Below are 23,493 nucleotides of genomic sequence, written 5' to 3' on the forward strand. Positions count from 1 at the left end.
CGGGTTTTGCGCGGTCGGTGCGGAAGCAGTCCCTGCGGGGGGGGGGGTTAGAGGCCGTAGCGTTGCATCCGGCGATAGAAGGCGGAGCGGCTGAGGCCGAGCTCCTGGGCGGCTTCGTTGGCTTTACCTCCGCAGCGGGAGAGGGTACGGCGGATGAGGTAGGATTCGACCTCTTCCAGGCTCATTTCGTCGAGGTTGCTGCTAGTCGGCGAGGCGGTTGAGGCGCGTAGTCCTAACTCGGGTACGCCGATTTCTTGTTCGCGGCAGGTGAGAACAGCTCGTTCTAGGCAATGGTCGAGCTCGCGGATGTTGCCAGGCCACTCGTAGGCTTTCATGGTTTCGAGAGCGGGCGTGGCGAAAGTGAGGCCTTCCTTGCGGTACTTTTTGCTGTACCTAGAAAGGAAAAATTCTGCGAGGGGTCCGATGTCTTCGACGCGCTCGCGTAGGGGCGGGAGGTGGATGGTGATGGTGTTGAGTCGGTAGAGCAGATCCATGCGGAAGCGGCCTTGGTCGACTTCCGCTTGAAGGTCTGCGTTGGTGGCGACGACGAGCCGCGCATCGAATTTTTGGGTACGCGAGGAGCCGACTCGCTCGAACTCCCGGGTTTCGAGGGCTCGGAGCAGCTTTTGTTGCTGGGCGGTGGGCATGTTGGCGACTTCGTCGAGGAAGAGGGTACCGCTAGCGGCCAGTTCGAAGCGTCCGATACGGTTTTCCTTAGCGTCGGTGAAGGCCCCTTTGACGTGTCCGAAGAGTTCGGATTCGAAGACCCCGTCGGGGATGCCGCCCATATTGACGGAGATGAACGGGTGTTCCGCTCGGCCTGAATGCTGGTGTATCAGGTTGGCAATGACGCCCTTGCCCGTACCATTTTCGCCGGTGATAAGGATGGAGGCGTCGGAGTCGGCCACGCTTTCAATTAGGTCTAGCACAGGGCGCATGGCGCGGGACTGGGCGATGAAGCCGGAGGCTTTGCTTTTGCGCAGGGTACGGTTTTCTTCCTTGAGGAGCTGGGACTCTTGTTGGGCTCGATTTAGGCGGAGCTGGGAGCGGACGATGGCTATGAGACGTTCGTCGTCCCAGGGCTTTTGCAGGAAGTCGTTCGCTCCGTTGCGCATGCACTCGACCGCTACGTCGATGCTGGCCCAAGCGGTCATGATTACCACGGGCAGGTCGGGCTCTTTTTCTCGGATCTTGCCAAGCAGCTCGATTCCTTCTTGGCCTGAGGTCGTGTCGAGGTGGTAATTGAGGTCGATAATCGCTGTGGCGTATTCGTTTTGTTCGATACGTTTTAGGGCGTCAGCAGGGGACTGTACGCAATCGGCTTGGTAGCCTTCCGATTTCAATGCGAGACGGATGGCTTGCAAGACGTCCTTGTTGTCATCGGCGATGAGGATACGGTTTGAGGAGTTGGGCATGAGATGGGGAAGGCGAGAGATTTCTGGCTTGGGCGCGCGAGGGAGGAGCGAGCTTCGAGAATTGAAGAGCTAATCATTTCTCGTGCCAAATGTATTCTTGTTTTTGCTAAGTTCGTGATGGATAGTTGCTTGTCGTTTCGAGCGAGGAGTTTTATGGTCTTGAAACGCTCACTAGTATCGAAATTGGTACGGGAAAAGTCCCAATATCGGAACGACAGGTTTCACGGAACCCGGTTTCGGAGAGCGAGAGTGGACTTGATCGAGAGGACAAATTGAGATCATATGTCGGCCCTATGCCCATTAAGACTTTAATTACCCTAACGCTTGCGTCGCTATCTCTATCGATCGGCAGTTTGTCCGCTGCTCCTAAATTGGGACTGCAGTCCTGGACGTGCCGTAACATGAGTTTCGAGGAGACGGTAGAGTTCGCTGCCGCGAATGGTATCGAAAATGTGCAGTTCTTCAGTCGGCATCTGGATCCGAACGATTCGGAGGAGGTAAACCTAGAGAAGCTCGCCTTCCTCAAGGACCATGGAGTTAAGGCCTACACTATTGGGGTAAGCCACACGACCTTGAAAAAGGAGGACAACCGCAAGTTGTTCGAATTGGCCAAACTTTTCGACATGGAGATGATCGTAGTGGAACCGGGCGACCAGATGATCTGGGGAAACCTTGAGGAGCTAGCGATTGAGTATGACACCAAGGTAGTGGTGCACAATCACGGCCGAAGCTCGACTTACGGGAATCCCTCGACGGTCAAACACATCCTCGAGGAGCGCGACCACCGAATCGGAGTATGCATGGATATTGGCTGGGTCACTGCGGCGGGATTCGATGCAGCTGCGACGTATCGGAATTATGGAGACCGCATCTACGACATGCACCTTAAGGACAAGCGTCTGGATTATCCGGAGGGCGAGCTAAAGCTCACGGATACCTTTATTGGTCTAGGCAACAGCAACTACGACGAGCTTTTTGAAGAAATGCTTGAGGACGACTGGTCGGGCGTGATGGCGATCGAAACGGATAGCAAGGAATTCGCTGAGGATCCCACGGAGTTCGTCAAGGCGGCCAAGTTATTCTTCGAGTCGCACGTGCACTGAGAAGTATTAAGCTAGCTAACAATTATTACGGCGAGCTCCCGAATGGGAGTTCGCCGCTTTTTTGAGCGGTGGCGATTGCGCTATTGTGTGAGAGGAGCGGTGGGATCTGAGGTTGCGTTTGCGAGGGATTGGGCGTTTTAAGCGCTAGGATGCGCTCCCTGAATACTCAGTTTTTTCTTTTGTTCGGCTCGTTTGCGGCGGTGCAGCCCTACATCGCTTTACTGTTCAAGGATAGGGGGTTGGGCGAGCAGCAGATCGGCTACGCCATAGGGATATCAGGTTGGGCTATCATACTTAGTCCTGCGGTGGTGACCTTGATTGCGGATACGCGGGTCTCGCCGAGTCGCTTGTTGTCCGGATTGAGTGTTGCTACGGCGATTGCGACGGTGGCGATGCTGATGTCTACCAGCTACTGGATGATGGCTGCGTTTTACTTCATTATGACGCTATGCATGACCTCGATGATGCCTTTGCTCGATGGGGTGACCTTCGGGATTCAGCGGGTACAGCGGGAGAGGGGTGAGACTCCCTTGGAGTACAGCCGCGTGCGAGTGTGGGGAACGTGTGGATACGTGGGTATCTTAGCGTTACTGTTCTTTCCGATTCGGATGACAGGTGACGTGAGCTTGCTTATTTGGGCGGGGGTACTGTGCTATTGTATTTTAATGGTGAATACCTGGTTCCTGCCGCAGCGAGGAAAACGGGAGCTAGCGAAACGTTCCAAAGGGCTGCCGACGGGTGAAGCGGTGAAGGCGTTGTTTGGCCGGCGGTCGGCCTTATTTTCGATCTCGATGTTTCTGTTGCTATGCGCTTCGGCAGCGTACCACACGATGTATCCGGTTTTCTTGGTCGACGACTTGGGCCTGGCTCGGCACTGGTTGGGTATCGTTATTCTCTCCGGGGCATTGATCGAGGTGTTTTGCATTCTAGCCCTGTCGAACTTGGAGAGGCGCTGGGGCTTGCGCTCTGTGATGCTCGGGTGTGTGGCTTTGACGGTTTTGCGTTTCGGGCTGATGTATGCGTTTCCGGTTCTGTGGGTGGCGATAGGGGCTCAGCTTTTCCATGGAGCGATGATTTGCGCGATGATGGTGATCCCGCCAAATTTCGTGAATGGCTTGGCGAGCGACTCGAACCGTAACTCGATACAGGGGGTTTACACCATGATGGTCATAGGAAGTAGTCGATTTTTGGGTACGGCCTTGGCGGGGCATGTCGCAGGGGTGGATCAGCGCTTGATCTATGCGCTTTGTGGAGGACTGGCGGTTTTAGCGTTTGCCTTGTTGTGGAAGGGGTTTCGGCCGGAGGAAGACGAAGTGGCTATCTGAGGAGACTTGCGACAATCACGTTCGCACTTGAGCGAATGGATACAGAAAGGCCGCGGCCTTTCAGTGAGGCTACGGCCTTGGGGCTTTGTTGAGCGATTCGGACCTGGTGGAACCGGTCCCTTCTTTAGCTGGCTTGGGCCTTCAGGATGTTAAGGGTGGTCTGGAGGGCACCTGCGACTTCGCTGTCTTTTGCTTCTGACTTTTGCACTCGGTCGATGGCTTCGGCGACGGTCTTCTCTGCGGACTGGCGCATGATCGGGTCGGGCGTGTCGGCGTCGATGTTCTCTTTGATGAACTCCGGCAGGAAGTGAGGCTGCTGAGTGCAGTAGAAGGCGCAGCCAAGATGGAAGAGGTGCTGAGCGGCTTGGCGCAGGCCTTGCGCTCCTTTCTTTTCCCAGAACTTTACGAGCTTGAGGCCGTCTTCGAGTAGATCGGATGCCTTGTCGTGGATTTCGGCTTGGGATTCCGCGGGTTGGTTGCCGATGAGCATTCCGAATGCGTGGCAGAAAGAGCGTCGGGCACTGAGGGAAATTTCGGCAGCGACGAGGTGGGACTTTTCGTTGGGCTCGGCGATCTTGAGGGCGTACTCGGAGGACTTGATGGTCTCTTGTATGGTCTCGTTGGTGGGCTGGGCGCGGCTGAAGAGGTTGGCTCGGTTGGCGTGGGCGGAACCCATTTCGATGACGAGGCGGGGGTCTTTCTTGTCCTTGATGCCAGCGAGGACCTTTATGGTCTCGTCGAAGGAAGAGATGGCAAGCTTGAGATTCGCGACGTCGGTGCTCCACATCAGGGCGCGACCGAGGCTGGCGCGGATGCTGGCCACGAGGGCTCCGATAGGGGCTTCTTCGGCGGGCAGGTCTCCGATGACTTCAAGCGCTTTTTCGTACGCGTCGATGGTGCGCTGCTCGGGCTTCTGCGGGTTGCTCTGACGGGCGTAGACGTTGCCGAGATTGAGGTAGGTGGCCGCTAGCTGATGGCGGTAGCGAGGGATTTCTTTCCATGGGAGTTCTTGGAGGATTACAGCGGATTGGCGGAAGCAGTTGGTGGCTTGTTCGAGGGTTTCCTTAGCGGGAACTCGGGATTGGGTATGGCCGATGTTTCCCCAGACGGCTGCGATGTCAGCATTGTGGGAGTCGCCTTTTTCTTCGATCGATTCGAAGTGCTTGAGGGCGATTTGGTAACCGGCGATGGCTTTCTCGATGCCCTCGGAGGTGTCCGAGTTTGATAGGGCATTTGCCTTGCCCATCTCGGCCCAACCGGAGAGGTGGCGGGTGGCGTCGGATTCCTCGATTTCAGGTGCGGCGAGTAGCTCTAGAGCGTGGTCGAAGCCTTTGATGGCTTCGGCGTAAGCGTTGCGATCCTTTTGAGCGATGGCGTCGGCCTGAGCGATGGCTTGTTGTACGGCGGCTAGCGGGTTTTCGGGTGTTTCGTCTGAGGGAGCTTTTTCTGGAGTGTCCACGGCTTTTTTAAAAGGGTTCGTTTTTTGAAAGCCGCAGAGGCTGGGGACGGAATGGCGAAATGTGAAGGGAGAAAAGCTAGGTTTCGGGTTCTGGGAGCGAGACTTAGTCCAAGGGGTGGACTTCAACCGTGGCGTGCACGATGCCGAGTTCGTGGGGGATGCGTGCCTTGTACATTTCCGGGCTGGCTGGTTCTTCGGCCACGATGGTGAGCATGGCGCTGTAGATGCCGGGGCCAATTGACCAAAGGTGAAGGTCGGCGACTTTTTCGCTTTCGGATTCGATAGCTTGACGAAGTGCGTCAGTCGCTTTGGAAGGGGCTTGGTAGTCGAGTAACGTATGGCTGGAACTGCGGGTAAGTCCGATGGACCAGTTTGCGACGAGTATGGAGCCAACGATTCCCATGATGGGGTCCATCCAGATCCATCCGAAGTATTTGGCGGCGAGCAGCGCGAAGATAGCCGTGACAGAGGTCAATGCATCGGCCATGACGTGCAGATAGGCGGAGCGGAGGTTGTGGTCTTCGTGCTCGTGATGGTCATGGCTGTGTTCGTCGCCGTGATGATGGTCGTGCCCATGGTGGTGGTCGCCGAGGATTAGCATACTCGCTCCGTTGACCACGAGCCCGACAACCGCGACGCCGATCGCCCAGTTGAATTGTATTTCTACCGGATTGAGGAGCCGCTCGATGCTTTCCCAGGCCATCATGAGGGCGAAGCCCGCCAAGAGCAGGGCTCCAGTGAAGCCGGCGAGGGCGTTCACTTTTCCGGTGCCGAAACTGAATTTCGGATTGGCGGCGTTTTTTCGAGCGTAGATGTAGGCGAAAGCGGTGATTGCCAAGGCGGCACTGTGCGAAGCCATGTGAAGACCGTCGGCGAGCAGAGCCATGGACCCGAAGACCGTGCCTGCTGTAATTTCGATGGCCATCATCGTAACGGTGATGACGATGACGAGGAGGGTGCGTTTCTCGCCCGGCTTTTGCTTCTCTTGGCCGAATGTATGCGGGTGCTTATGGGGAAGGAGTCGGCTCGGCATCGTGGTTTTAGGGTTTCGGGAAACCTTATGACGGGCAGGAGCGGAATAGCAAGGAAAGGAGGGACGAATAAGATGGATTTGGAGTCTGGAAATTGTGTCATAAACGACTGGGAGGAACGAGTATCCGCCTGTCGACTACGTGGGAGATGTTGAAGTTTCTCGGTGTGATTTTTCGACTGGTAAGAAGTATTTTTGATACCTCAAATCAGGTTGTAGGCGGGCAATTGCAGGTGACTGCCTTACACTGCTTTCCGGTAGCTTTATTTGACGCAGCGGTGAGTCGTATATTATGTAGGTCTATCGATCGCCTGAGGATGGTCGCCTTCGATCTATTCACGCTCATGTCAGTTCCACAGAAGAAAGCCACAAATGATAGCCCGAAGGCAGGGCTTGTGCAAAAGCTCAACAGCTTGCTGGAGAGTCATGGAGTGTTAGGTGATAGCTCGATAGGCGCAGTGTTTTCCTATCCGGAGCTACGGGTAGAATTTATCAACCGGATCGGGCAGCGTATCTTGAGTCCGGTATACGAGGGTTCAGATGTGTCAGAGGATTTTCAGCTCAGCGACATCGTCTCGCTGGAGTCGAAGCGTCTCTATGATTCTCAAGTCTACCCGATGCTCCAAGTGAGCGGTTCCTGGAGTGGCAGCCTGACCTTGAAGGATCTATGGGGCGGTGACATCCCCGCGGAGGTATCGATTTGGAACAGCGGTCCCAAAGACGGCTTAGACGGCAGGTTCCTGTTTCTGCATGGCGAGCCGCTGACTTACTCTACTTTTAAGACGATGCTTGGCTGGAAAGATAGGGAGCTTTTGCTTGCGTTGCTGGGGCATATGCGAGACGCGATTTATTTCAAGGATCGAGAAAGCCGGTTTCTGCGAGCAAGCGATAGTTTGATAAAACGGTTTGGACTCAAGTACCCGCATGAGGTGATTGGGAAGACGGATTTTCACTTCTTTGGAGTTGCCCATGCTTCTGAGGCGTACGAAGACGAGCAGCAGGTGATCCGTACTGGTGAACCGATTATGGACAAGGAGGAGAAGGAAGTTTGGGACGATCAGTCTGTGACTTGGGCCGCAACTACGAAATTGCCGCTTTATGATGCTGATGGGAATATAGTGGGTACATTCGGAATCTCGCGAGATATCACGAAAAAGAAAGCTGAGGACGAGGCTCGCAAGGAGCTAGAGCTCCGCTTGCAGCTGGCTCAGCGTTTGGAGGCGATTGGTTCTTTAGCCGCTGGAGTGGCTCATGAAATAAACACGCCGACGCAGTTCGTCGCTGACAACGTGAAGTTCTTGGGGGACGCGTTTTCCGATATAGGGAAGGTGCTTTCTGCCTGCAGGGCTTTGGTGGAAAAGAGTAAAAGTATTCAGGAAATGGATGCGGAAAGAGATACTGTATTAAAGTCGATTGAAGAGGTAGAACTCGACTTTCTGCAGGGTGAGATTCCGCAGACGATCGACCAGAGCTTGGAAGGGTTGCGGCAGATCGCGAGTATAGTAGGGTCGATGAAGGAATTTTCATATCCCTCGTCTCCGGAGAAAGCCAAGACTGATTTAAACCGAGCTATCGAAAACACCTTAAACGTATCTCGAAACGAATGGAAAGGCGTAGCGGAAATCGAGCTGGAGCTGGATCCTGAGCTGCCGAAGGTTTGCTGTTTGGTCGATCAGTTTAATCAAGTGGTTTTGAATCTGGTAGTGAATGCATCTCACGCCATCGCTTCGACGAAATCGCGTCAGGGCGCGATCAAGCTTCGCACCTCGGTTAATGGATACGAAGTGCTGCTAGAAGTGAGCGATACGGGAATCGGTATGAACGAGGAGACGCGGTCACGGATTTTTGAGCCTTTCTTCACAACGAAGGAGGTAGGCAAGGGAACTGGGCAAGGTTTGGCGATGGTGCGTAATATTGTCGTGAATACGCATCAAGGCAGGATTGATTGCGAGAGCGAGATTGGAGTAGGGACAACGTTTAAGGTGTATTTACCTATCGACTGCGATGATGAGTCAATAGATTGATATTTGATGGGTGGGTCCGAATTATGAAAGTACTATTCGTGGATGATAATGCTAGTGTCCTAGCGGCCTTTCGCAGAAATTTGCGTAAACGATTCGACATGTTTACCGCTGATTCAGCGGGAGCGGCGCTCGAAGTCCTCGAAAAGCAGGGGCCGATAGAAATCATCGTTTCGGATATGAAAATGCCAGGAATGAACGGTATCGAATTCCTGGAGAAGTCGATAGAAGTTTCTCCCGATTCGGTTCGCATCATGTTGACAGGAAACGCGGACCAGGAGACAGCGACCGACGCAGTCAACCGGGGCCATGTTTACCGTTTTCTCAACAAGCCTTGTTCCGTCGAGGATTTGATCGGGGCGATCAAGGATGCGTCGCATCACTACGAGTTGATGAAGTTGGAGCATAATGATCTCGAGGAAACGGTGGCAGGTTGCGTCAAGGTTTTAACCGATGTGCTTGGAATGGTAGCACCATTCGCTTTGGGTCGCGGGCAGCGTTTGAAGGCGAGCTTGAATCCGTTTATGAAAGCTCTGAAAATGAAGAGTCCTTGGCAATACGAGGTCGCAGCGCTGCTGTCTTCGATTGGATATGCTTCTTTGCCCAACGAGCTGGTTGAGAAACTGGAGAATGGGGAGCCACTCGTTGGACACGAATCGAGTGTAGTTAGAAATGTTCCTAAAATTGGATACGATTTGGTTTCAGCAGTTCCGAAACTGGAAAAGATTGCGAATATCATCAAGTACCAGAGAAAGAACTTCAATGGAACGGGCTACCCGAAGGACGATGTTGCTGGGCAGTATATCCCTTTGGGATCGCGCTTGCTGAAGGTCTTTGAAGACCGTATGGAGCTGGAAAAGGAGGGCGTTTCTGGAGAGGCTGCTCGGAAGAGGATGCTCGCTCGCTCGGGGTACTACGACCCACAGGTGCTTGAACTTTGTTTCAAATATTACCCGCAATACCTTTCTACATCGATTTCCAAGGAAAAACCGGTGCTGCCTTTGGATTTGGATAGCTTGCGACCGGGACAGGTAATCGTCTCGGAGGTTTGTACGGTGAGCGGCTTGCTTCTCGTGGAAGCTGGCAACTGGTTGACAGCGGCGACGATTCAGAGGATTCGCAATTATGCTGCTCTGGACCAGTTGGCTGGGCCGTTCTATGTGCAGGTAGAGGAAAACGGAAAGGGATAGGATCAAAACCGTAGAGCGGGTGCCAGGCCCTCGCTGAGCCGAGTGCAGGGGTTAAAGCACCCCGCTCTGGTGTGCGGCTTCGGAAATCGAATTCCGGAGGCTCGATTTCATTGGCTGAAGTGGCTGCCTACTCGGTGTCGGGAGTGCGTTCGCCTGCAAGGCGGTCGAGCATGAACATGGCTTCCGTGTTGCCTTCAGCTCGCTTGAGCTTGTCGATCATGTCGCCGACGCTTTTCTCCTCCTCGACTTGTTCGTCGATGAACCACTTTAGGAAGGAGACGGTTGCGTAGTCGTCGCAGCTGTGGGCGATCTTGTAGAGTCTGTTGATAGCGGCGGTGACCTTCTTTTCCTGGGCTAGGCTGGCCTCGAATACCGACAGAGGCGAGGCGAAGTCTTTCTTGGGCGCCTCGATAGCGGGCAGGGAAACCGGGGCTCCACGGTCGAGCAGGTGGGTGTAGAACTTCATGGCATGCTCGCGCTCTTCGTCGCTTTGGGTGGACATCCACTTGGCGAAACCGTCCCAAGCGTTTGTTTCGAAGTAGGAGGCCATGGAGAGGTAAGAATAGAAGGCTTGGAATTCCATGCCTATCTGTTCGTTGAGAGCGGTAGTGAGTTCGTCGGAAAGGTTCATGTCCTTACTTGTGCAACAGGCTAGGGAGCTTGTCGAGAGTGTGAGCGTTAATCTCCTTGCGTCGGCTGCCTAAGCGCTGAGCTTGCGGGCCTTGCAGAGGTGGCTGCCGCATCCGGCGACGCGGGCACATTTGCCGCAAACGAATCGAGGGTGTGCGACGAGAAGCTGGATTTCCTCGAAGTGTTCTTTGATGGCGGACTTCTTGAGACCGCAGAGGGACTTGATTTTAAGCTTCATAGTGGTTGCTAGAATGGACGGTCCGCGCCAACGAACCGTCCCCTCTAATGACATAGTGTTATCCGAAAAGTGTTAGTTTAGTATGCCGTACTTTTCGGGTGGGCTCCACCCCCAGAGGGATTTGTGCAGCTCCGAAAGGGATTTTGAGGGGCAGCTGCCTCAGCTGGCAATCGCTTCGCTGGGGTTGATACCGAAGGCCTGCTTGAAGGCGCGGGCGAAGTGGCTCGGGTTCGAGTAGCCGACGGAATTGGCGGTTTCGATGACGGAGGCGTTTCCTTGCATCAACATTTCTCTCGCCTTTTCCATACGGACTTGGCGGAGGTAGCCGAAGATGGTGGTGCCGTAGCATTCCTTGAAGCCGCGCTTGAGCTTAAATTCATTGAGGTGCACGGCTCGGCTCAGATTCGCGATAGAGTGGTCTTCTGAGAAGCGTTGCTCGATGAATCTCGCGGCTGCAGCGACTGCGTTAGCCTCGCGGGCGCTTTGCAAGGGCGTGATGGCACGGCAGGGGGAGAAGATGGGTTGGTCAAGGATGAGGGCGAGCCATTCAAGCGTTTTCGCTTCGATGAGAAGGCGCTCGCGGGTGTTGTCTCCCTCCAGGGCAGCAAGCTCGTGTCCGATGGCTAGGAGTCGGCCGCTGCTGGGTTGGGCGCTGAGTTGGGGCGTAGTCGAGTCGATGAGCTGAGGGGTGAGCGTGTCGGAAAAGCCGGTCAGGCCTTGGCTGGCTTGCTGGTCGAATCCGATCCAGAGTAGTTGGGTGGGCTCAAGCGAGCGGAAAGCGAGTGAGGCTTGGGCCGGCTTGATGAGAATCCAATCACCTGTTTGGCAGGGCCTTTCGGCTTGATCGCCTTGGCTGATGAGCAAGGATCCGGTCGCGACGAATGCGATTTGCAAGAATGAGCGGGCCGGCCACTCGATGGGGGCTTGCAAGCTGCCAGTAACGTGGGCCCTGACGAAACTCATCCCTGGGCGTTGCTCAAAGCGCTTCAGTTCAATGGCTTGGCCGGTGGACGATGCGACGGAGCGCGAGGGAGCCTTGAACGGGCAATAAGTCGTCACTGGTTTCGATACGATTTGATTCGGCTCCTCCATCTCATTTAGCGGAAAGGCGGATCTAGCGGTGGCCTTTTTTGCTGTCAAATGCAAATGAGACACGTTCGCAAAAAGTACGGTGGAAATGGAGGCTGACATTGGAGTGTCGAGCGAGCGACTTACTCGCCCACCCAAGGCTCTGAACCAATATGAGTCAGGTGAAGATTTGGGACTCGTTTCACATCGATTCCAGGAGCTGCAACGTGCAAAATCTTCTTGAACATTTTGGCCTCAATCGGCATCTGGCATAGCCACATGGACTTGTATACGGACTACCTGAAAGAGATCGAAGAGCGTAAAGGGGAAGGGCTGAGCCCTAAGCCGATTGATGATGGCGAGTTGCTTGCCGAAATCATCGCCCAAGTTAAGGACCTCGAGCATCCAGCAAGAGAGGATTCCCTTCAGTTTCTAATTTACAACACCTTGCCGGGAACGACCTCCGCCGCCACGGTCAAGGCCAAGTTTCTCAAGGAAATCATTCTGGGTGCTTCGGTCGTGGACGAGATTTCTCCCACATTTGCTTTCGAATTGCTCTCCCACATGAAAGGCGGGGCATCGGTAGGCGTTCTGCTCGACCTGGCATTGGGCAAAGACGCCGCGATCGCTGAGGAAGCAGCAGCGGTTCTCAAGACGCAGGTATTCCTGTACGAGGCGGATACCGATCGCCTGAAGGCAGCTTACGAACAAGGTAACGAAGTAGCGGTCGAAATCCTCGAAAGCTACGCGAAAGCGGAATTCTTCACCAAGCTTTCTGAAGTCGAAGAAAGGATAGATGTTGTTACTTACATCGCGGCAGAAGGAGACATTTCCACCGACCTGCTTTCTCCAGGGAATCAGGCCCACTCCCGCTCGGACCGTGAACTGCACGGCAAGTGCATGATATCCGAGGTTGCTCAGAAGGAAATCCAAGAGCTGCAGAAGAAGCATCCCGGCAAGCGTGTAATGCTGATCGCAGAAAAGGGAACCATGGGGGTTGGTTCGTCCCGTATGTCCGGCGTCAACAACGTAGCGCTTTGGACCGGCAAGCAGGCTAGCCCCTATGTCCCCTTCGTGAACATTGCCCCAATCGTGGCAGGCACGAATGGAATTTCTCCTATCTTTTTGACCACGGTGGACGTGACCGGCGGTATCGGTCTCGACCTGAAGAATTGGGTCAAGAAGCTCGACGCGAATGGCAAGCCAGTCCTCAACGACAATGGCGACCCCGTTCTCGAACAAGCCTACTCGGTGGACACGGGAACAGTTCTCACCATCAATACCAAAGAAAAGAAGCTCTACAACGGCGACAAGGAGCTAGTGGACATCTCCTCTGCTCTCACTCCGCAAAAGCTCGAGTCCATAAAGGCCGGCGGTTCCTACGCAGTCGTATTCGGTAAGAAACTACAGACTTTCGCCGCTAAGACTTTGGGCGTGGAACAAGAGCTCGTCTTTGCGCCTTCGAAGGAAATCTCCCACCTAGGGCAAGGTCTTACTGCAGTAGAGAAGATCTTCAACAGAAATGCTGTCGGGACAACGGATGGTTCAGTTTTGCACGCCGGTTCTGACGTTCGCGTTAAGGTCAATATCGTTGGTTCGCAGGACACGACAGGCCTCATGACTTCCCAAGAGTTGGAAGCCATGGCGGCGACGGTCATTTCTCCCACAGTCGATGGCGCTTACCAGTCCGGCTGTCACACCGCGTCGGTTTGGGATAAGAAGGCCCAGGCCAACATCCCGCGCCTCATGAAGTTTATGCACGGTTTTGGTTTGATCACGGCCCGAGACCCGAAGGGCGAGTACCATGCCATGACCGACGTGATCCACAAGGTCTTGAACGACCTCACGGTTGACGATTGGGCGATCATCATCGGTGGTGACTCGCACACCCGTATGTCCAAGGGTGTCGCATTCGGTGCGGACTCCGGAACGGTGGCCCTCGCGCTCGCAACCGGCGAAGCGACCATGCCGATTCCGGAATCAGTCAAGGTGACATTCAAGGGCGACCTTAAAGATCACATGGACTTCCGTGACGTGGTACATGCAACGCAGGCCCAAATGCTCAAGAAGTTCGGCGACAATGTTTTCCAAGGCCGTGTTATCGAAGTTCACATCGGCACCTTGCCGGCCGACCAGGCGTTTACCTTTACCGACTGGACTGCGGAGATGAAGGCCAAGGCCTCTATCTGTATTTCCGAGGATGATACGCTGATCGAGTCATTGGAAATCGCGAAGAGCCGTATCCAGATCATGATCGACAAGGGTATGGACAACCATAATCGAGTCCTGCAAGGCTTGGTCGACAAAGCGAACGCGCGAATCACTGAAATCAAGACCGGCATAAAGCCAGCTCTAACTCCGGATGCCGATGCCAAGTACTTCGCAGAATTTGTCGTGGATCTCGACTTGATCGAAGAGCCGATGATCGCTGATCCGGACGTGAACAATGACGATGTATCCAAGCGTTACACGCATGACACGATCCGCGGCGTATCCTACTACGGTGGTGAAAAGAAGGTAGACCTCGGCTTCGTGGGTTCCTGCATGGTTCACAAGGGAGACCTCAAGATCGTTGCCCAGATGCTCAAGAATTTGGAAGAGCAGCAAGGTAAGGTTGCCTTCAACGCACCTCTCGTGGTGGCAGCTCCGACCTACAACATCATCGATGAGCTAAAGGTCGAAGGCGATTGGGATATCCTGCAGAAGTATTCAGGTTTCGAATTCAACGACGATGCACCGAAGGGCTCTGCCCGGACTGAATACGAAAATATGATGTATCTCGAGCGGCCCGGTTGTAACCTTTGCATGGGTAATCAAGAGAAGGCGGCTCGAGGCGACACCGTCATGGCAACATCTACGAGATTATTCCAAGGTCGCGTCGTTGAAGACTCCGATCGCAAGAAAGGTGAGTCACTCCTCGCATCCACGCCCGTTGTAGTGCTTTCAGCAATACTCGGAAGGATTCCAACTATGGATGAATACAAGGTGGCTGTAGAAGGAATCAACCTGACGAAGTTCTCTCCTCCGCGCCAAGCATTGATCAGCTAGGACTTCACGTTCAGCATTTTATGGAAGAGGATGGCGATCGATCGTCATCCTCTTTTTTGTGAAGTGGGTTCCTAGCGAACGAAGCGTCGCCAGCTCAGGGCGAAGCCCGTGTAGACGAGGAAGAGGGAGCCGAGGGTGAATAGGCAGGCTACTGATTTTCCCCAGAATCCGAAGCCAGCTCCGGTGTGGAGAAAACGTGTCCAAACACGGGCTCTCAGTCCAGCGCTTCGGTCCTGAAACCGGGTGAACTGCAGCATCTTACCCGTGTAGGGATCGACCTCTACGGGCGTCCAAGCGCGGCTGGGCATGTGGTCGGGACGAGTGAGGTTGAGAAGGATGGGCTTGCTGGTGGGGGCGGAGCCTTCGTTCGCTGTCGTAGAAAATCCGATACTGACCCAATCTGGAAACATTTCTTTGGTGGAGGCTAGGATTTGTTCGTAAGGAAGGGGCGTGGATCCGTCGGGTGGAGTTGGCACGACCGCAGGCGGGACAGCCATCATTCCGAAGGTGCGGGATTTGGTGGCTTCTTCTCCGTTCAGGAGGAAGGGAATCTTGTGTCCCCATTCGTAGGATATGACGACAGCGGTGGCGGCGAGGATCACGAGCCCGGGTAGGCTCCAGATTCCGAATACATTGTGCCAGTTGAAGTCGCGGGCTTTGCCTGTGGCCTTTTTGTTGAAGGTGAGACCTTTCTTGAAGAGGCGCAACTTTAGGGCACGAGGAAACCAGAGGTAGATACCGGTGAGGCAAAGGAGGAGAAATGCGAGATTGGCGGCACCGTTTATGTGGCGGCCGATGATCCAGGTGTCTTCGCTGTCGAGGCCGAAGAAGCGGTGCCACATTTCGAGTTTGTGGATAATCTCGTGGGCGGTGTGGGCCCGGGTGTCGGTGATCTCGCCGGTGTAGGGGTTGACGTAGAGAGGATCTTCGTAGCCGACGAGGAATTGGCAGGCCGCGGTGGGGTCGCTGTGGACGCGAAGGTATTCGGAGGCGTGGTCCGGTCGTTTCTCGCGGACGATGGCCAGAAGTTGTTCTATCGATAAAGGTGTGGTTTCGTCTGGAACATCGACGTGCGAGACCTCGCGGTCGACCCAAGCGAGGATTTCCTCTTCGAAGGCGATGGCAATACCGGTGATCGACATGATAGCGATGACGATGCCGGAGATCAGACCGGAAACCAGGTGTATCCAGAATATGGTTTTTCGAAACATGGGAGGGGATGGGAACCGCAGATGAACGCGGATAGACGCAGATGTGAAGAGAAAGAAGCCGCCTCGACGGGCGAGGCGGCTAGATGATCAATGAAAGTGAGCGCTGTCTAGGTCTGCTTTGTCAGTTTAGGATGGTACGGCGCGAGTGCCGCGCCCTACAGATTTAGAATTTGTAGGCAGCGGAGAGACGAATGTCGCGGCCGGGTTCGTTGGCTCCGATGATGGCTCCGTAGCCGGCGATGTGAGAATAGTCCTCCATGCTGCCGTGGTTGCGGTAAAGCTTGTCGAAGACGTTTTTGACCGTGAGGTTGAAGGTTAGGTTCTCCGAAAAATCGGGTGCCCAGCGAAGGTAGAAGTCGTGAGTGCTGTAGCCCGGCTTGTCGATGAATTCGCCGGTGAAGTCGGTCGGGATGGTCACTTCGAGGTTGTGCAAACCTTCGACGAGTCGAACGTTCCAACCGAGGTCGAGCTGACGGTGAGCCTTCCAGTAGGCATCGAGTACCCAAGTGTTTCCGATGCTCGAGGCGACGGAGCCGTACTGGTAGCGTGTGGCAGCGTGTCCGTTGACAGTGGTGTCCGAGTTGTCGTACAGGAGGCTGAGGTGGTAGTTGTCTGTTCCGTAGCTGGCGCGGGCGTATAAGCCTTCGGTCTCGAGGGAGCCGAGGTTTGTGTAGTATTTGCCCCAAGGTATGGCGCGGAGGGAGTCTTTTTCGGATTCGATGGTAGCGACGATGATGTCTTCGATTTGGTTTTGGAAGAGTCCGAATTCGAAGGAGAATCCGTTTTTGTCGTAGTGGATGCTGATCTCGTCGTTGCGGGCAGATTCGCCCTGCATGTTGGGATCGTTGATAGAACCGCTGGAGTAGATCTTGAAGGCATCGTTGATCTCCGTACCACGGAAGGCGCTGGCGCTGCCGGCGGTGACGGTAACTTCAGGAGAAACACTGTAGGTAACGCCAACGTTCGGGCTAAAGGCTTCGTCGGAGATGCTTTGGCCGAGGTGGTCGTTGAGGTCGTATTGGTCGTAGCGAGCTCCGAGGGTGACGACGAGGTCTTCGGAGGCTTGGATTCGGTCTTGTATGAAGAATCCGGTTACGTCGGCGGTTTCCTTGCCGTCGTAGTCAGCTCCCTGTGTACCGGCCACGACCTTGTCCTCGCGGTAGTCGAGACCGTAGGTCAGTTCGTGGTTGGCTGCGTTTTGAGAATTAGCGAGGTAGAGCTGAACGCTTTCGATGTTACCAGTGTATGGTTCCTCCGCGCCTTGACGGATTTCGCCTTCGCTGAAGCTGAGCCGGGATTCGAGGTTAAGCCAGTCGCTTGTCTCGGAGTCGACCTTGTAGCTTACTACAGCGGTGTCGCGCTCGGATTCGAGGTAGAGAAGGGGATTGCCAGGGCCGACGAAGGACCACTCGGGGCGGCGGAGGTGTTCGCCGCTTTCCAGGATGTTCTCGTAGCTGAAGGTAAGGCTTTGGCCATTGCCCAGCTCACCGACGAGTTTGCCGAAGAGGACATCTTGCTCGCTGTTGGAGCCAGGAGAGGCGTTTCCATCCGCGTCTTCTAGGTCGTCGTGCTCGGACTGGACGTAGCTGGCGAGAGCACTCCAAGAATCGTTGAAGCGACCGAAGACCGTTCCGCTGGCTTTGTAGCCGTTTGTATTGTCGTAGTATCCATACTTGAAGAGACCGCCGACTTGCTGGTCGTCGCGGAGGAGGTCGCTTGGGTTCTTGGTGACGAAACGGATGGCACCGCCTAGGGCGCCGGGTCCGTCGGTGGCGTTGCCGATGCCGGACTGGATTTCGACACGCTTGAGCAATTCCGGCTCGAGCACGTTGCGGCCCATGTGGTGGAAGAGGGCTCCGGATTGGGAGGCACCGTCGACGCTGACATTGAGCATGGCTTCGCCGATGCTGCGCACATAGATCTTCTGGGCGACTCCAGTGGAGCCGCCGACCGTGATACTCGGATCGAGGGAGAGGGCGTCTTCCAGGTCGGAAGCTTGGCGTTGTGACAGGTCGCGCTCGGTGATCTGTAGGATCTTTTGTACGCCGTCGGCCTCGACCGTGAAGGGAGCGAGCTCGATGATTTCGTCCTGAGCGGAGAGTGATGTAGCTAGACCAAGTAGGCTGATCGCAGCGAGGAGTGAGTTGTATTTGTAGTTTGGTGTCATGAGTTCAGTCATGTGGGTTTTGCAAGCCCGCCAGACTGGACTATTGCCATGGATTTCGCTACTCCGAGCGGGACGATTAAAGCCCTGATCGGGATTTTTGGAGACCGATTCTGAAGACCGGATGTTCTGCCGGGCAGGACCTTTGTCCGCCTTGGCTCCTCGCACTATAATCGAGCGATGTCTCTTAGTGTGTTGAAACAGGTGCTGAGATTCAGGTCGAGAAAAGCTCCCGTGAGGTGATCTGTCCGCGTGCCTTGTCGCGGTGGTCATGTAGAGGTTGGCGAAGAGCCCGTAGCGTCGAATGGGTCGCTAAATACGGATGTACTACCCGGGGCGCTCGATGCCGCGTCTCCGCACGGAAATACATCAACCCAGCGTGTTGGATCTTGGGAATCAGCGAGGTCCTTGACCTGCAGGCTTTCAAGATTTTCGTCGGTGACGTGGGCAATCTTTTGGGCGAATGAGAAGGTCGCTGCTGTAGGGACTGTAGCTCACCTGCTCGGGATTTTAGCAGCTCTTTTGTAGCCATGATTTTGCCGTATAGGAAATGATCCTGCACTATGACGAAAATCTAGGGTGCGATCTGCTCCGGTGTGGATTTACTCAGCCCCGAATGGGATTTATTCGCTTTGCGTTCTATTGCTCTCCGATAAGTCTAGGGCCTTAGGCGGACGGGGCGCGACCAATCCTCCTTTAGGCTGCGGGAAGGGCGAAGGGAACCGCCTTTTACGTCCGCACCGTCGAGGTCCTTCGGAAAGAATAAGAGGGAGCCGAGTAAAATCTCGGACTCAGGGATGCTGAGTAGGGTAAAGATTTCAGGAGTTCTGAGGGCGCCGCCGCTGGACCAATAGTTTGGTATATCCAAGGACGTTGCGCGTAGCAGCATGTTTTGGATAGCCGCGGATGCCGCGGCGATGTGCTCCATGTTTTGGATACTGGGGTCGAATAATTCGCTGGATGGTTCCGTGCTTGGGTTGGGAAGCCAGGTGACTTGTATCAAATAATCGGCGACGGCTAGCAGTTTGGGGATCTTTGTGGTATCGCCGGTATCGATGAGGTGCTGGCGTAGAGTGCGGCATTGCTTAGCGTCCAGGGTGTAGCAACGCCAGGGCTGGATGCCGGGGAGGCCTTGCTTTCGAAGCTCCCTAGCGGCGGGTTTGTGAAACGGGGCTTCTTGGGCTGCGGAAAGGATTTGCTCAATGAGCTTCGGGTCTGGTTGAGGGATGGGCCATGGCCTTTCGTCCATGGCTTTGGTGGTGCATCGGGAGCTTAGTATGTCGGCGAGGGTTTGGCTGTGGGAGTCGTCTTGCATATCGGCGCACGTTGGCTTGCTCTCATTGAAGGCAAAAAGAGGGGCTCGGAGTCAAACGGAATGAGTCGGAGCGTGCCTGCTTAGCTGTGTACGAGAAGGAGGAACGCAAGAAGCAGTGAGAGTGGTCCGACGTAGCAGAGAACGGTGCGAGCGAGTTGTGGCTTGTTCGCGTTTACAGGCTGTTTCACGCGTCTGAGAGGTTTTGAAATTGCTCGAGGGAAAGGATTTGAGTGCTGACTCTAGCGTGTGGGCAAAAAGAGGCGACCCGGCTGGCAAGTCGCCAGATAACCTGCTGGGAGAGGGCAGACTCTACGTCGACGCTCAGCGTTATGTGCGTCGCTTCTCCCATGTCTGCTTTGATTGACAGCGGAGTTTTCATCTTGAGGTCGATGGCGCAGTACTGAGCAATTTTTCCGATTTCGCGGATAAGGGATTCCCTCGCTGCACGGATCGTGCAGTGTATCCTAGAGTTGGGTACGGGTTCAATCAAACATGGTTGGATCATAGCGAAGATACTAGCGATTCTCTTCGTCGAAAGCCACCCCGCGGAGGATTTATTGAACCCCGAGCGGGATTTGCAAAATTCTACTTCCCTTAATTAACCACGGTTGTCGTCTTGCACCAACGATCGACAGCGGCTTTGAGATCTGTGGTTTTCAAGGGCTTCGTCAGGTAGTCGTCCATGCCTGCTTGTACGCAGATTTCTCGATCGCCTTCCATGGCACCTGCGGTAATTGCGATTATTGGAATCAGTTCTTTTTCGCTGCGGCCTGGAAGGCCGGACTCTCTTTCGATCTCTCGGATCTTGCGGGTCGCCTCGAGTCCGCCCATTTCGGGCATTTGGCAGTCCATGAAGATCGCGTCGTAGCGAGTGCTGGTAGCTTTATCGATGGCTTCGATGCCGTTGTTTGCTATTTCGATTTCGCAATCGATCTTGCTGAGAAGGCGTTTGGCCAGCTTCTGGTTCACCGGATGGTCTTCGGCGAGCAGGACTCTGAATTCTTTTTGGACAACTGCTTCCGCTGGGGCCCTTAGGGGAATGGGTGTTTCGACGTTCTTTTGTCTCTTAGTTACAGTTCCTTTAGCTGCTCCCGGCTCCGCTGTTGCTTGTGTCAGGGCCTGGGCAAGCAAGCGAGGTCGGATGAGCGGCTTGAAGAGGTGCGATTGAAATCCGCTATCCAACATGGTCTTCAACTGCATGCGGTAGGCGGTGGAGCCGAGTGCAATGAAGAGTGGTTTTTTTATTGTTTCTTCGGATTGGATACGGTCTCGGAGTTCCTTGCAGTCCATGTCAGGAAGCAGGTAGTCGAGAATGGCGATGTCGAAGGCGTTATCTGTTGCGGCCGCGTGGTGGAGTTTTTCGAGCGCTTCTTTCCCGCTGGCCGCGACTTCTGACTCGATAGACCATTCCGTGAGCTGATCTTGTAATAGCCTGCAATTAATCTCGTGGTCGTCGACTACGAGGACACGAAGGTCTCGAAGTCGCGAAGGGAGCTCGATAGGGGCTTGATTTTGCGGGGAAGCCTTTTTCGGAATGGTGAACCAGAAGGTTGAGCCCTCCCCTTCGGTGCTGTCGATGCCGATGTCTCCACCCATGAGGTTGACCAAGTGCTTGGAGATGGCGAGCCCTAGCCCTGTACCTCCGTAGCGTCGGGTGGTAGAGGAGTCCGCTTGGGTGAAGCTGGTAAAGAGCTGCTTTTGCTGTTCGGGGGAGATGCCAATACCGGTGTCTTCGATTTCGACTCGGATTAGCTTTTCGTTCTCGTTCTCCATTCCGATGCGGATAAAGACGTGTCCCGTTTCGGTGAATTTCACTGCATTGCTGGCGATATTTGTAATAACTTGGCGAATACGACCGGGGTCGCCTAGGACTGCCGGGCAGAAGTCGTTTTCGAACTTTACAGCGAGTTCTACGCCTTTGTCCTCGGCGGCTGGCGAGAGTAGGGTCGCGACGTCGTCGATGGCTTGCCGGAGGTCGTAATCGATGTTCTCTACGGTGAGTTTTCCAGCTTCGATCTTCGAAATATCGAGTATATCGTTGATAATATTGAGCAGGACATGGCTCGAGTTTTGAATGGAAGTGGCGAATTCCTCTTGTTCTTCGTCGAGGGAGGATTCGAGTAACAGGTTGGTGAAGCCGATGACGCCATTCATTGGGGTACGAATCTCATGGCTCATTGTTGCCAAGAACTTGCTTTTAGCGACGTTAGCGGATTGGGCGTCTTTTTCGAGCCGCTTGGATTCGTTGAGGGATTCGACGAGGAGCTCGTTTGCCTCTTCGACAGCTTCCTTGGCGGCCCTGAGCTCGGCTTCGCTTTTCTTACGATCCGCAATATCGACCATGACGCCTCGCAAGAGAATGGGCTTGCCCTCCTCATTCATTTCCACGGTCACGAGATCGTGGAGCCAAACGTAATCTCCGTCTGCAGTCAGGAGTCTGTATTCGAAATCATGGGATAGCCCTTTTTCTGTGTGACTTTTGCAGAGCGCGGTAATCCTCTCCTTGTCGTCGGGGTGGAGGTGGTTTTGCCAAAAGTCGGGGGTCTCGGTCCAATCGGAGACAGGGTAGCCCGCGATGCGTTCGGCTTGCATGCTGACGAAGGTAAACTGGAGGGTCTTGGGGTCGGCTTCCCAAACGATGCCGTTGATATGGTTTACGATGTCGGAGAACCGTCTCTTGCTGTGACGAAGTTGAGCAGTACGTTCCTCCACGATGCGTTCGGTGCGTTCGTGAGCATTTTCAAGCTCAGCTTGCTGGTGGGCTTGAACCTTCATTTCACGAATGCTTTCGATGCAATTGCGAACGATAAAAATATCTTCGAAGATGACCCAAGCGGCGTGCTCGACCCAGCGCCAAGGCGAAGAGGTGAGGATACCAAACACGGAGCTAGGCCACCAGACGCCGCGTATGAAGTGGTCGAGGGCGATGATGAGAGTGGCGGAAGCGATGACTCTCCAGTCGCGATAGAAACTGAGGAAAGCGAGGGAGCCGAATACGTGGAAGTGTGTTTCGAGTCGACCGCCTGTTAGGTGGATCAGGAGGGCGGAAAAGAGCGCTTGGGAGATACCGATTACATGGCGCGTGGAGGTTTCGCCAGGGCGCGTGTAGCTAAGGTAGACGGGGAGGCTAGCGATGGCGCCGCCGAGGAAGACGGCTGCCCAGACGTTGAGATGGATCGAACTGGCGTCACCGGTCCATTCAAGGGGGGTGAAGATCAACGCAGCGATGATTCCGCCCACCCATTGGGCGACCATCAGCTTAGCGAACAATCGGTCGGTTCGCTTTAGGATCGTCGAGTGGTTTTTCCGGAAGATGTTCTGTGCCTGAGCATCAGTCCGTTTTTCTATGGCTTTAGAAGTGGGCATTTACAGGAGGTCAGGATCGTTTTCGAGGGAGCAGCCGAAGGTGGGAGAGGAGCATAGTTCAAGCGGGGCGAGCTGCCGGGCGATGGCTTCCAGCTCGTCCATGGAGCGACTGGGTCCGGCATGGCCACGGGATGGTGTTATGCCTCCTTGGAATCTCAGGCCTCCTGTTTCGTCGTAGGCAATCGTCGCCCCTGATGTGTGGGTTCCGAGCAGTCGGGCGAGAGCACCGTCGTGGTCAGCGTAAGGATGAGCATTGGGCATGGCTTCGAGCCGCTTCCAGTATTTTTCCTCTTGAAGTGTCGCTCCGGTGGCGGTTTCCGAGGATTCACCTCGGGCGCGGACGAGCCCGATCAATTGTATGGAATCTGGATTGCCTGCGATGAGTCGGTCGACTTGTTCGAGGCTTGCTCCCGTGCAAGGGCAGCCCGGATGAACGGCCATGAAAAGTGTCAGCGGTTTTTCGTCTTTAGCGAGAGCTCCCAGCTCGGCAGGTAGGGAGAGCGGCGCGTCGCTGGACTGCCCTTCGGTGAACTCGTGGTCCCAAAGGGCGATCGAACCAGCGCTGATGCCTCCTAGCCAGAGGCTTGCGATAAGAAGGAGCGTAGCGGGATGGCGCTTCTTCATTTTTGCGGTCATGTTATTGGCGAAAAGGATAGTGCGGTCTAGGCAGGTAGTAGGTTTCTGGCATAGCGATCGTCCCGCTAAATGCGTCTCCTTGATCGGAGGCCTCTGACCGATATTTAGATCTATTTCACTTTCCTAGGGTATTTTCCATTTTAAGGGCTCTGAAATATCTTACGCGAATTGAAGTTCATCTGTTTCGCGGTATCTGAGCGCGAAAAAGGCGCCCTTTCTGAATGGGCGCCTTCCGTAAGTTTAACCGAGGCTAGGCTCGTGATTGAACGTTCCC

General features: G+C 54.7%; 17 protein-coding genes. 5 read left to right on the forward strand and 12 right to left on the reverse strand.

The genetic code is table 11. From position 1 onward, the window contains the following. Positions 1-47 precede the first annotated feature (47 nt). Entirely contained in the window at positions 48-1,415 is a 1,368-nt protein-coding gene (locus QEH53_RS04485; RefSeq protein ID WP_309021938.1) for a sigma-54 dependent transcriptional regulator, read from the reverse strand. A gap of 293 nt (positions 1,416-1,708) precedes the next feature. Between QEH53_RS04485 and QEH53_RS04490 the strand changes: the two genes are divergently transcribed. Continuing rightward, positions 1,709-2,518, forward strand: a complete 810-nt coding sequence (locus tag QEH53_RS04490) for a sugar phosphate isomerase/epimerase (RefSeq protein ID WP_309021939.1) — start codon at positions 1,709-1,711, stop codon at positions 2,516-2,518. 149 nt (positions 2,519-2,667) lie between these two features. Then, positions 2,668-3,843, forward strand: coding sequence for an MFS transporter (locus tag QEH53_RS04495; protein WP_309021940.1), 1,176 nt, complete (start codon positions 2,668-2,670; stop codon positions 3,841-3,843). A gap of 124 nt (positions 3,844-3,967) precedes the next feature. Here the strand turns inward: QEH53_RS04495 and QEH53_RS04500 are convergent, their stop codons facing one another. Continuing rightward, the gene (locus QEH53_RS04500; RefSeq protein ID WP_309021941.1) at positions 3,968-5,302 is read right to left on the reverse strand and encodes a hypothetical protein; all 1,335 of its coding nucleotides are present in this window, start codon (positions 5,300-5,302) and stop codon (positions 3,968-3,970) included. A gap of 103 nt (positions 5,303-5,405) precedes the next feature. Next, positions 5,406-6,335 (reverse strand): CDF family Co(II)/Ni(II) efflux transporter DmeF, encoded by a 930-nt coding sequence (dmeF, locus tag QEH53_RS04505; protein ID WP_309021942.1) that lies wholly within the window; start codon positions 6,333-6,335, stop codon positions 5,406-5,408. A 341-nt stretch (positions 6,336-6,676) separates the two neighbouring features. Between dmeF and QEH53_RS04510 the strand changes: the two genes are divergently transcribed. Together QEH53_RS04510 and QEH53_RS04515 are read left to right on the forward strand one after the other, a co-directional pair. Continuing rightward, a complete protein-coding gene (locus QEH53_RS04510) occupies positions 6,677-8,356 on the forward strand; it encodes an ATP-binding protein (RefSeq protein WP_309021943.1) in 1,680 nt (559 codons plus the stop codon). Between the two features lie 23 nt (positions 8,357-8,379). Next, on the forward strand, positions 8,380-9,543 hold the full coding sequence (locus tag QEH53_RS04515; protein WP_309021944.1) for an HD domain-containing phosphohydrolase: 1,164 nt from the start codon (positions 8,380-8,382) through the stop codon (positions 9,541-9,543). 127 nt (positions 9,544-9,670) lie between these two features. On the opposite strand, the gene QEH53_RS04520 is transcribed toward QEH53_RS04515, so the two are convergent. The 3 genes from QEH53_RS04520 to QEH53_RS04530 form a co-directional block, all read right to left on the reverse strand. Continuing rightward, positions 9,671-10,174, reverse strand: coding sequence for a ferritin (locus tag QEH53_RS04520; protein ID WP_309021945.1), 504 nt, complete (start codon positions 10,172-10,174; stop codon positions 9,671-9,673). A 69-nt stretch (positions 10,175-10,243) separates the two neighbouring features. Beyond that, positions 10,244-10,411, reverse strand: a complete 168-nt coding sequence (locus QEH53_RS04525) for a hypothetical protein (protein WP_309021946.1) — start codon at positions 10,409-10,411, stop codon at positions 10,244-10,246. 159 nt (positions 10,412-10,570) lie between these two features. Then, complete coding sequence (locus QEH53_RS04530; protein WP_309021947.1) at positions 10,571-11,602, reverse strand: AraC family transcriptional regulator; 1,032 nt, start codon at positions 11,600-11,602, stop codon at positions 10,571-10,573. Positions 11,603-11,758: 156 nt separating this feature from the next. Between QEH53_RS04530 and QEH53_RS04535 the strand changes: the two genes are divergently transcribed. Continuing rightward, on the forward strand, positions 11,759-14,527 hold the full coding sequence (locus QEH53_RS04535; RefSeq protein WP_309021948.1) for a bifunctional aconitate hydratase 2/2-methylisocitrate dehydratase: 2,769 nt from the start codon (positions 11,759-11,761) through the stop codon (positions 14,525-14,527). 71 nt (positions 14,528-14,598) lie between these two features. Here the strand turns inward: QEH53_RS04535 and QEH53_RS04540 are convergent, their stop codons facing one another. The 6 genes from QEH53_RS04540 to QEH53_RS04565 all read right to left on the reverse strand — a co-directional run bounded on the left by QEH53_RS04540 (position 14,599) and on the right by QEH53_RS04565 (position 23,207). Next, positions 14,599-15,738: a PepSY-associated TM helix domain-containing protein gene (locus QEH53_RS04540; protein ID WP_309021949.1), complete on the reverse strand. Its 1,140-nt coding sequence runs from the start codon at positions 15,736-15,738 to the stop codon at positions 14,599-14,601. A 163-nt stretch (positions 15,739-15,901) separates the two neighbouring features. Next, positions 15,902-17,917 carry a TonB-dependent receptor gene (locus QEH53_RS04545; RefSeq protein ID WP_309021950.1) on the reverse strand — a complete coding sequence of 672 codons (2,016 nt, stop codon included), beginning with the start codon at positions 17,915-17,917 and terminating at the stop codon, positions 15,902-15,904. A 643-nt stretch (positions 17,918-18,560) separates the two neighbouring features. Beyond that, positions 18,561-19,217, reverse strand: coding sequence for a nitroreductase family protein (locus tag QEH53_RS04550; protein ID WP_309021951.1), 657 nt, complete (start codon positions 19,215-19,217; stop codon positions 18,561-18,563). A gap of 184 nt (positions 19,218-19,401) precedes the next feature. Then, complete coding sequence (locus QEH53_RS04555; protein WP_309021952.1) at positions 19,402-19,722, reverse strand: hypothetical protein; 321 nt, start codon at positions 19,720-19,722, stop codon at positions 19,402-19,404. A gap of 89 nt (positions 19,723-19,811) precedes the next feature. Continuing rightward, positions 19,812-22,583, reverse strand: coding sequence for a response regulator (locus tag QEH53_RS04560; RefSeq protein WP_309021953.1), 2,772 nt, complete (start codon positions 22,581-22,583; stop codon positions 19,812-19,814). Beyond that, complete coding sequence (locus QEH53_RS04565; protein ID WP_309021954.1) at positions 22,584-23,207, reverse strand: hypothetical protein; 624 nt, start codon at positions 23,205-23,207, stop codon at positions 22,584-22,586. Positions 23,208-23,493 lie beyond the last annotated feature (286 nt).

This window comes from Pelagicoccus sp. SDUM812002, from assembly GCF_031127835.1.
Classification (GTDB): Bacteria; Verrucomicrobiota; Verrucomicrobiia; order Opitutales; family Opitutaceae; genus Pelagicoccus.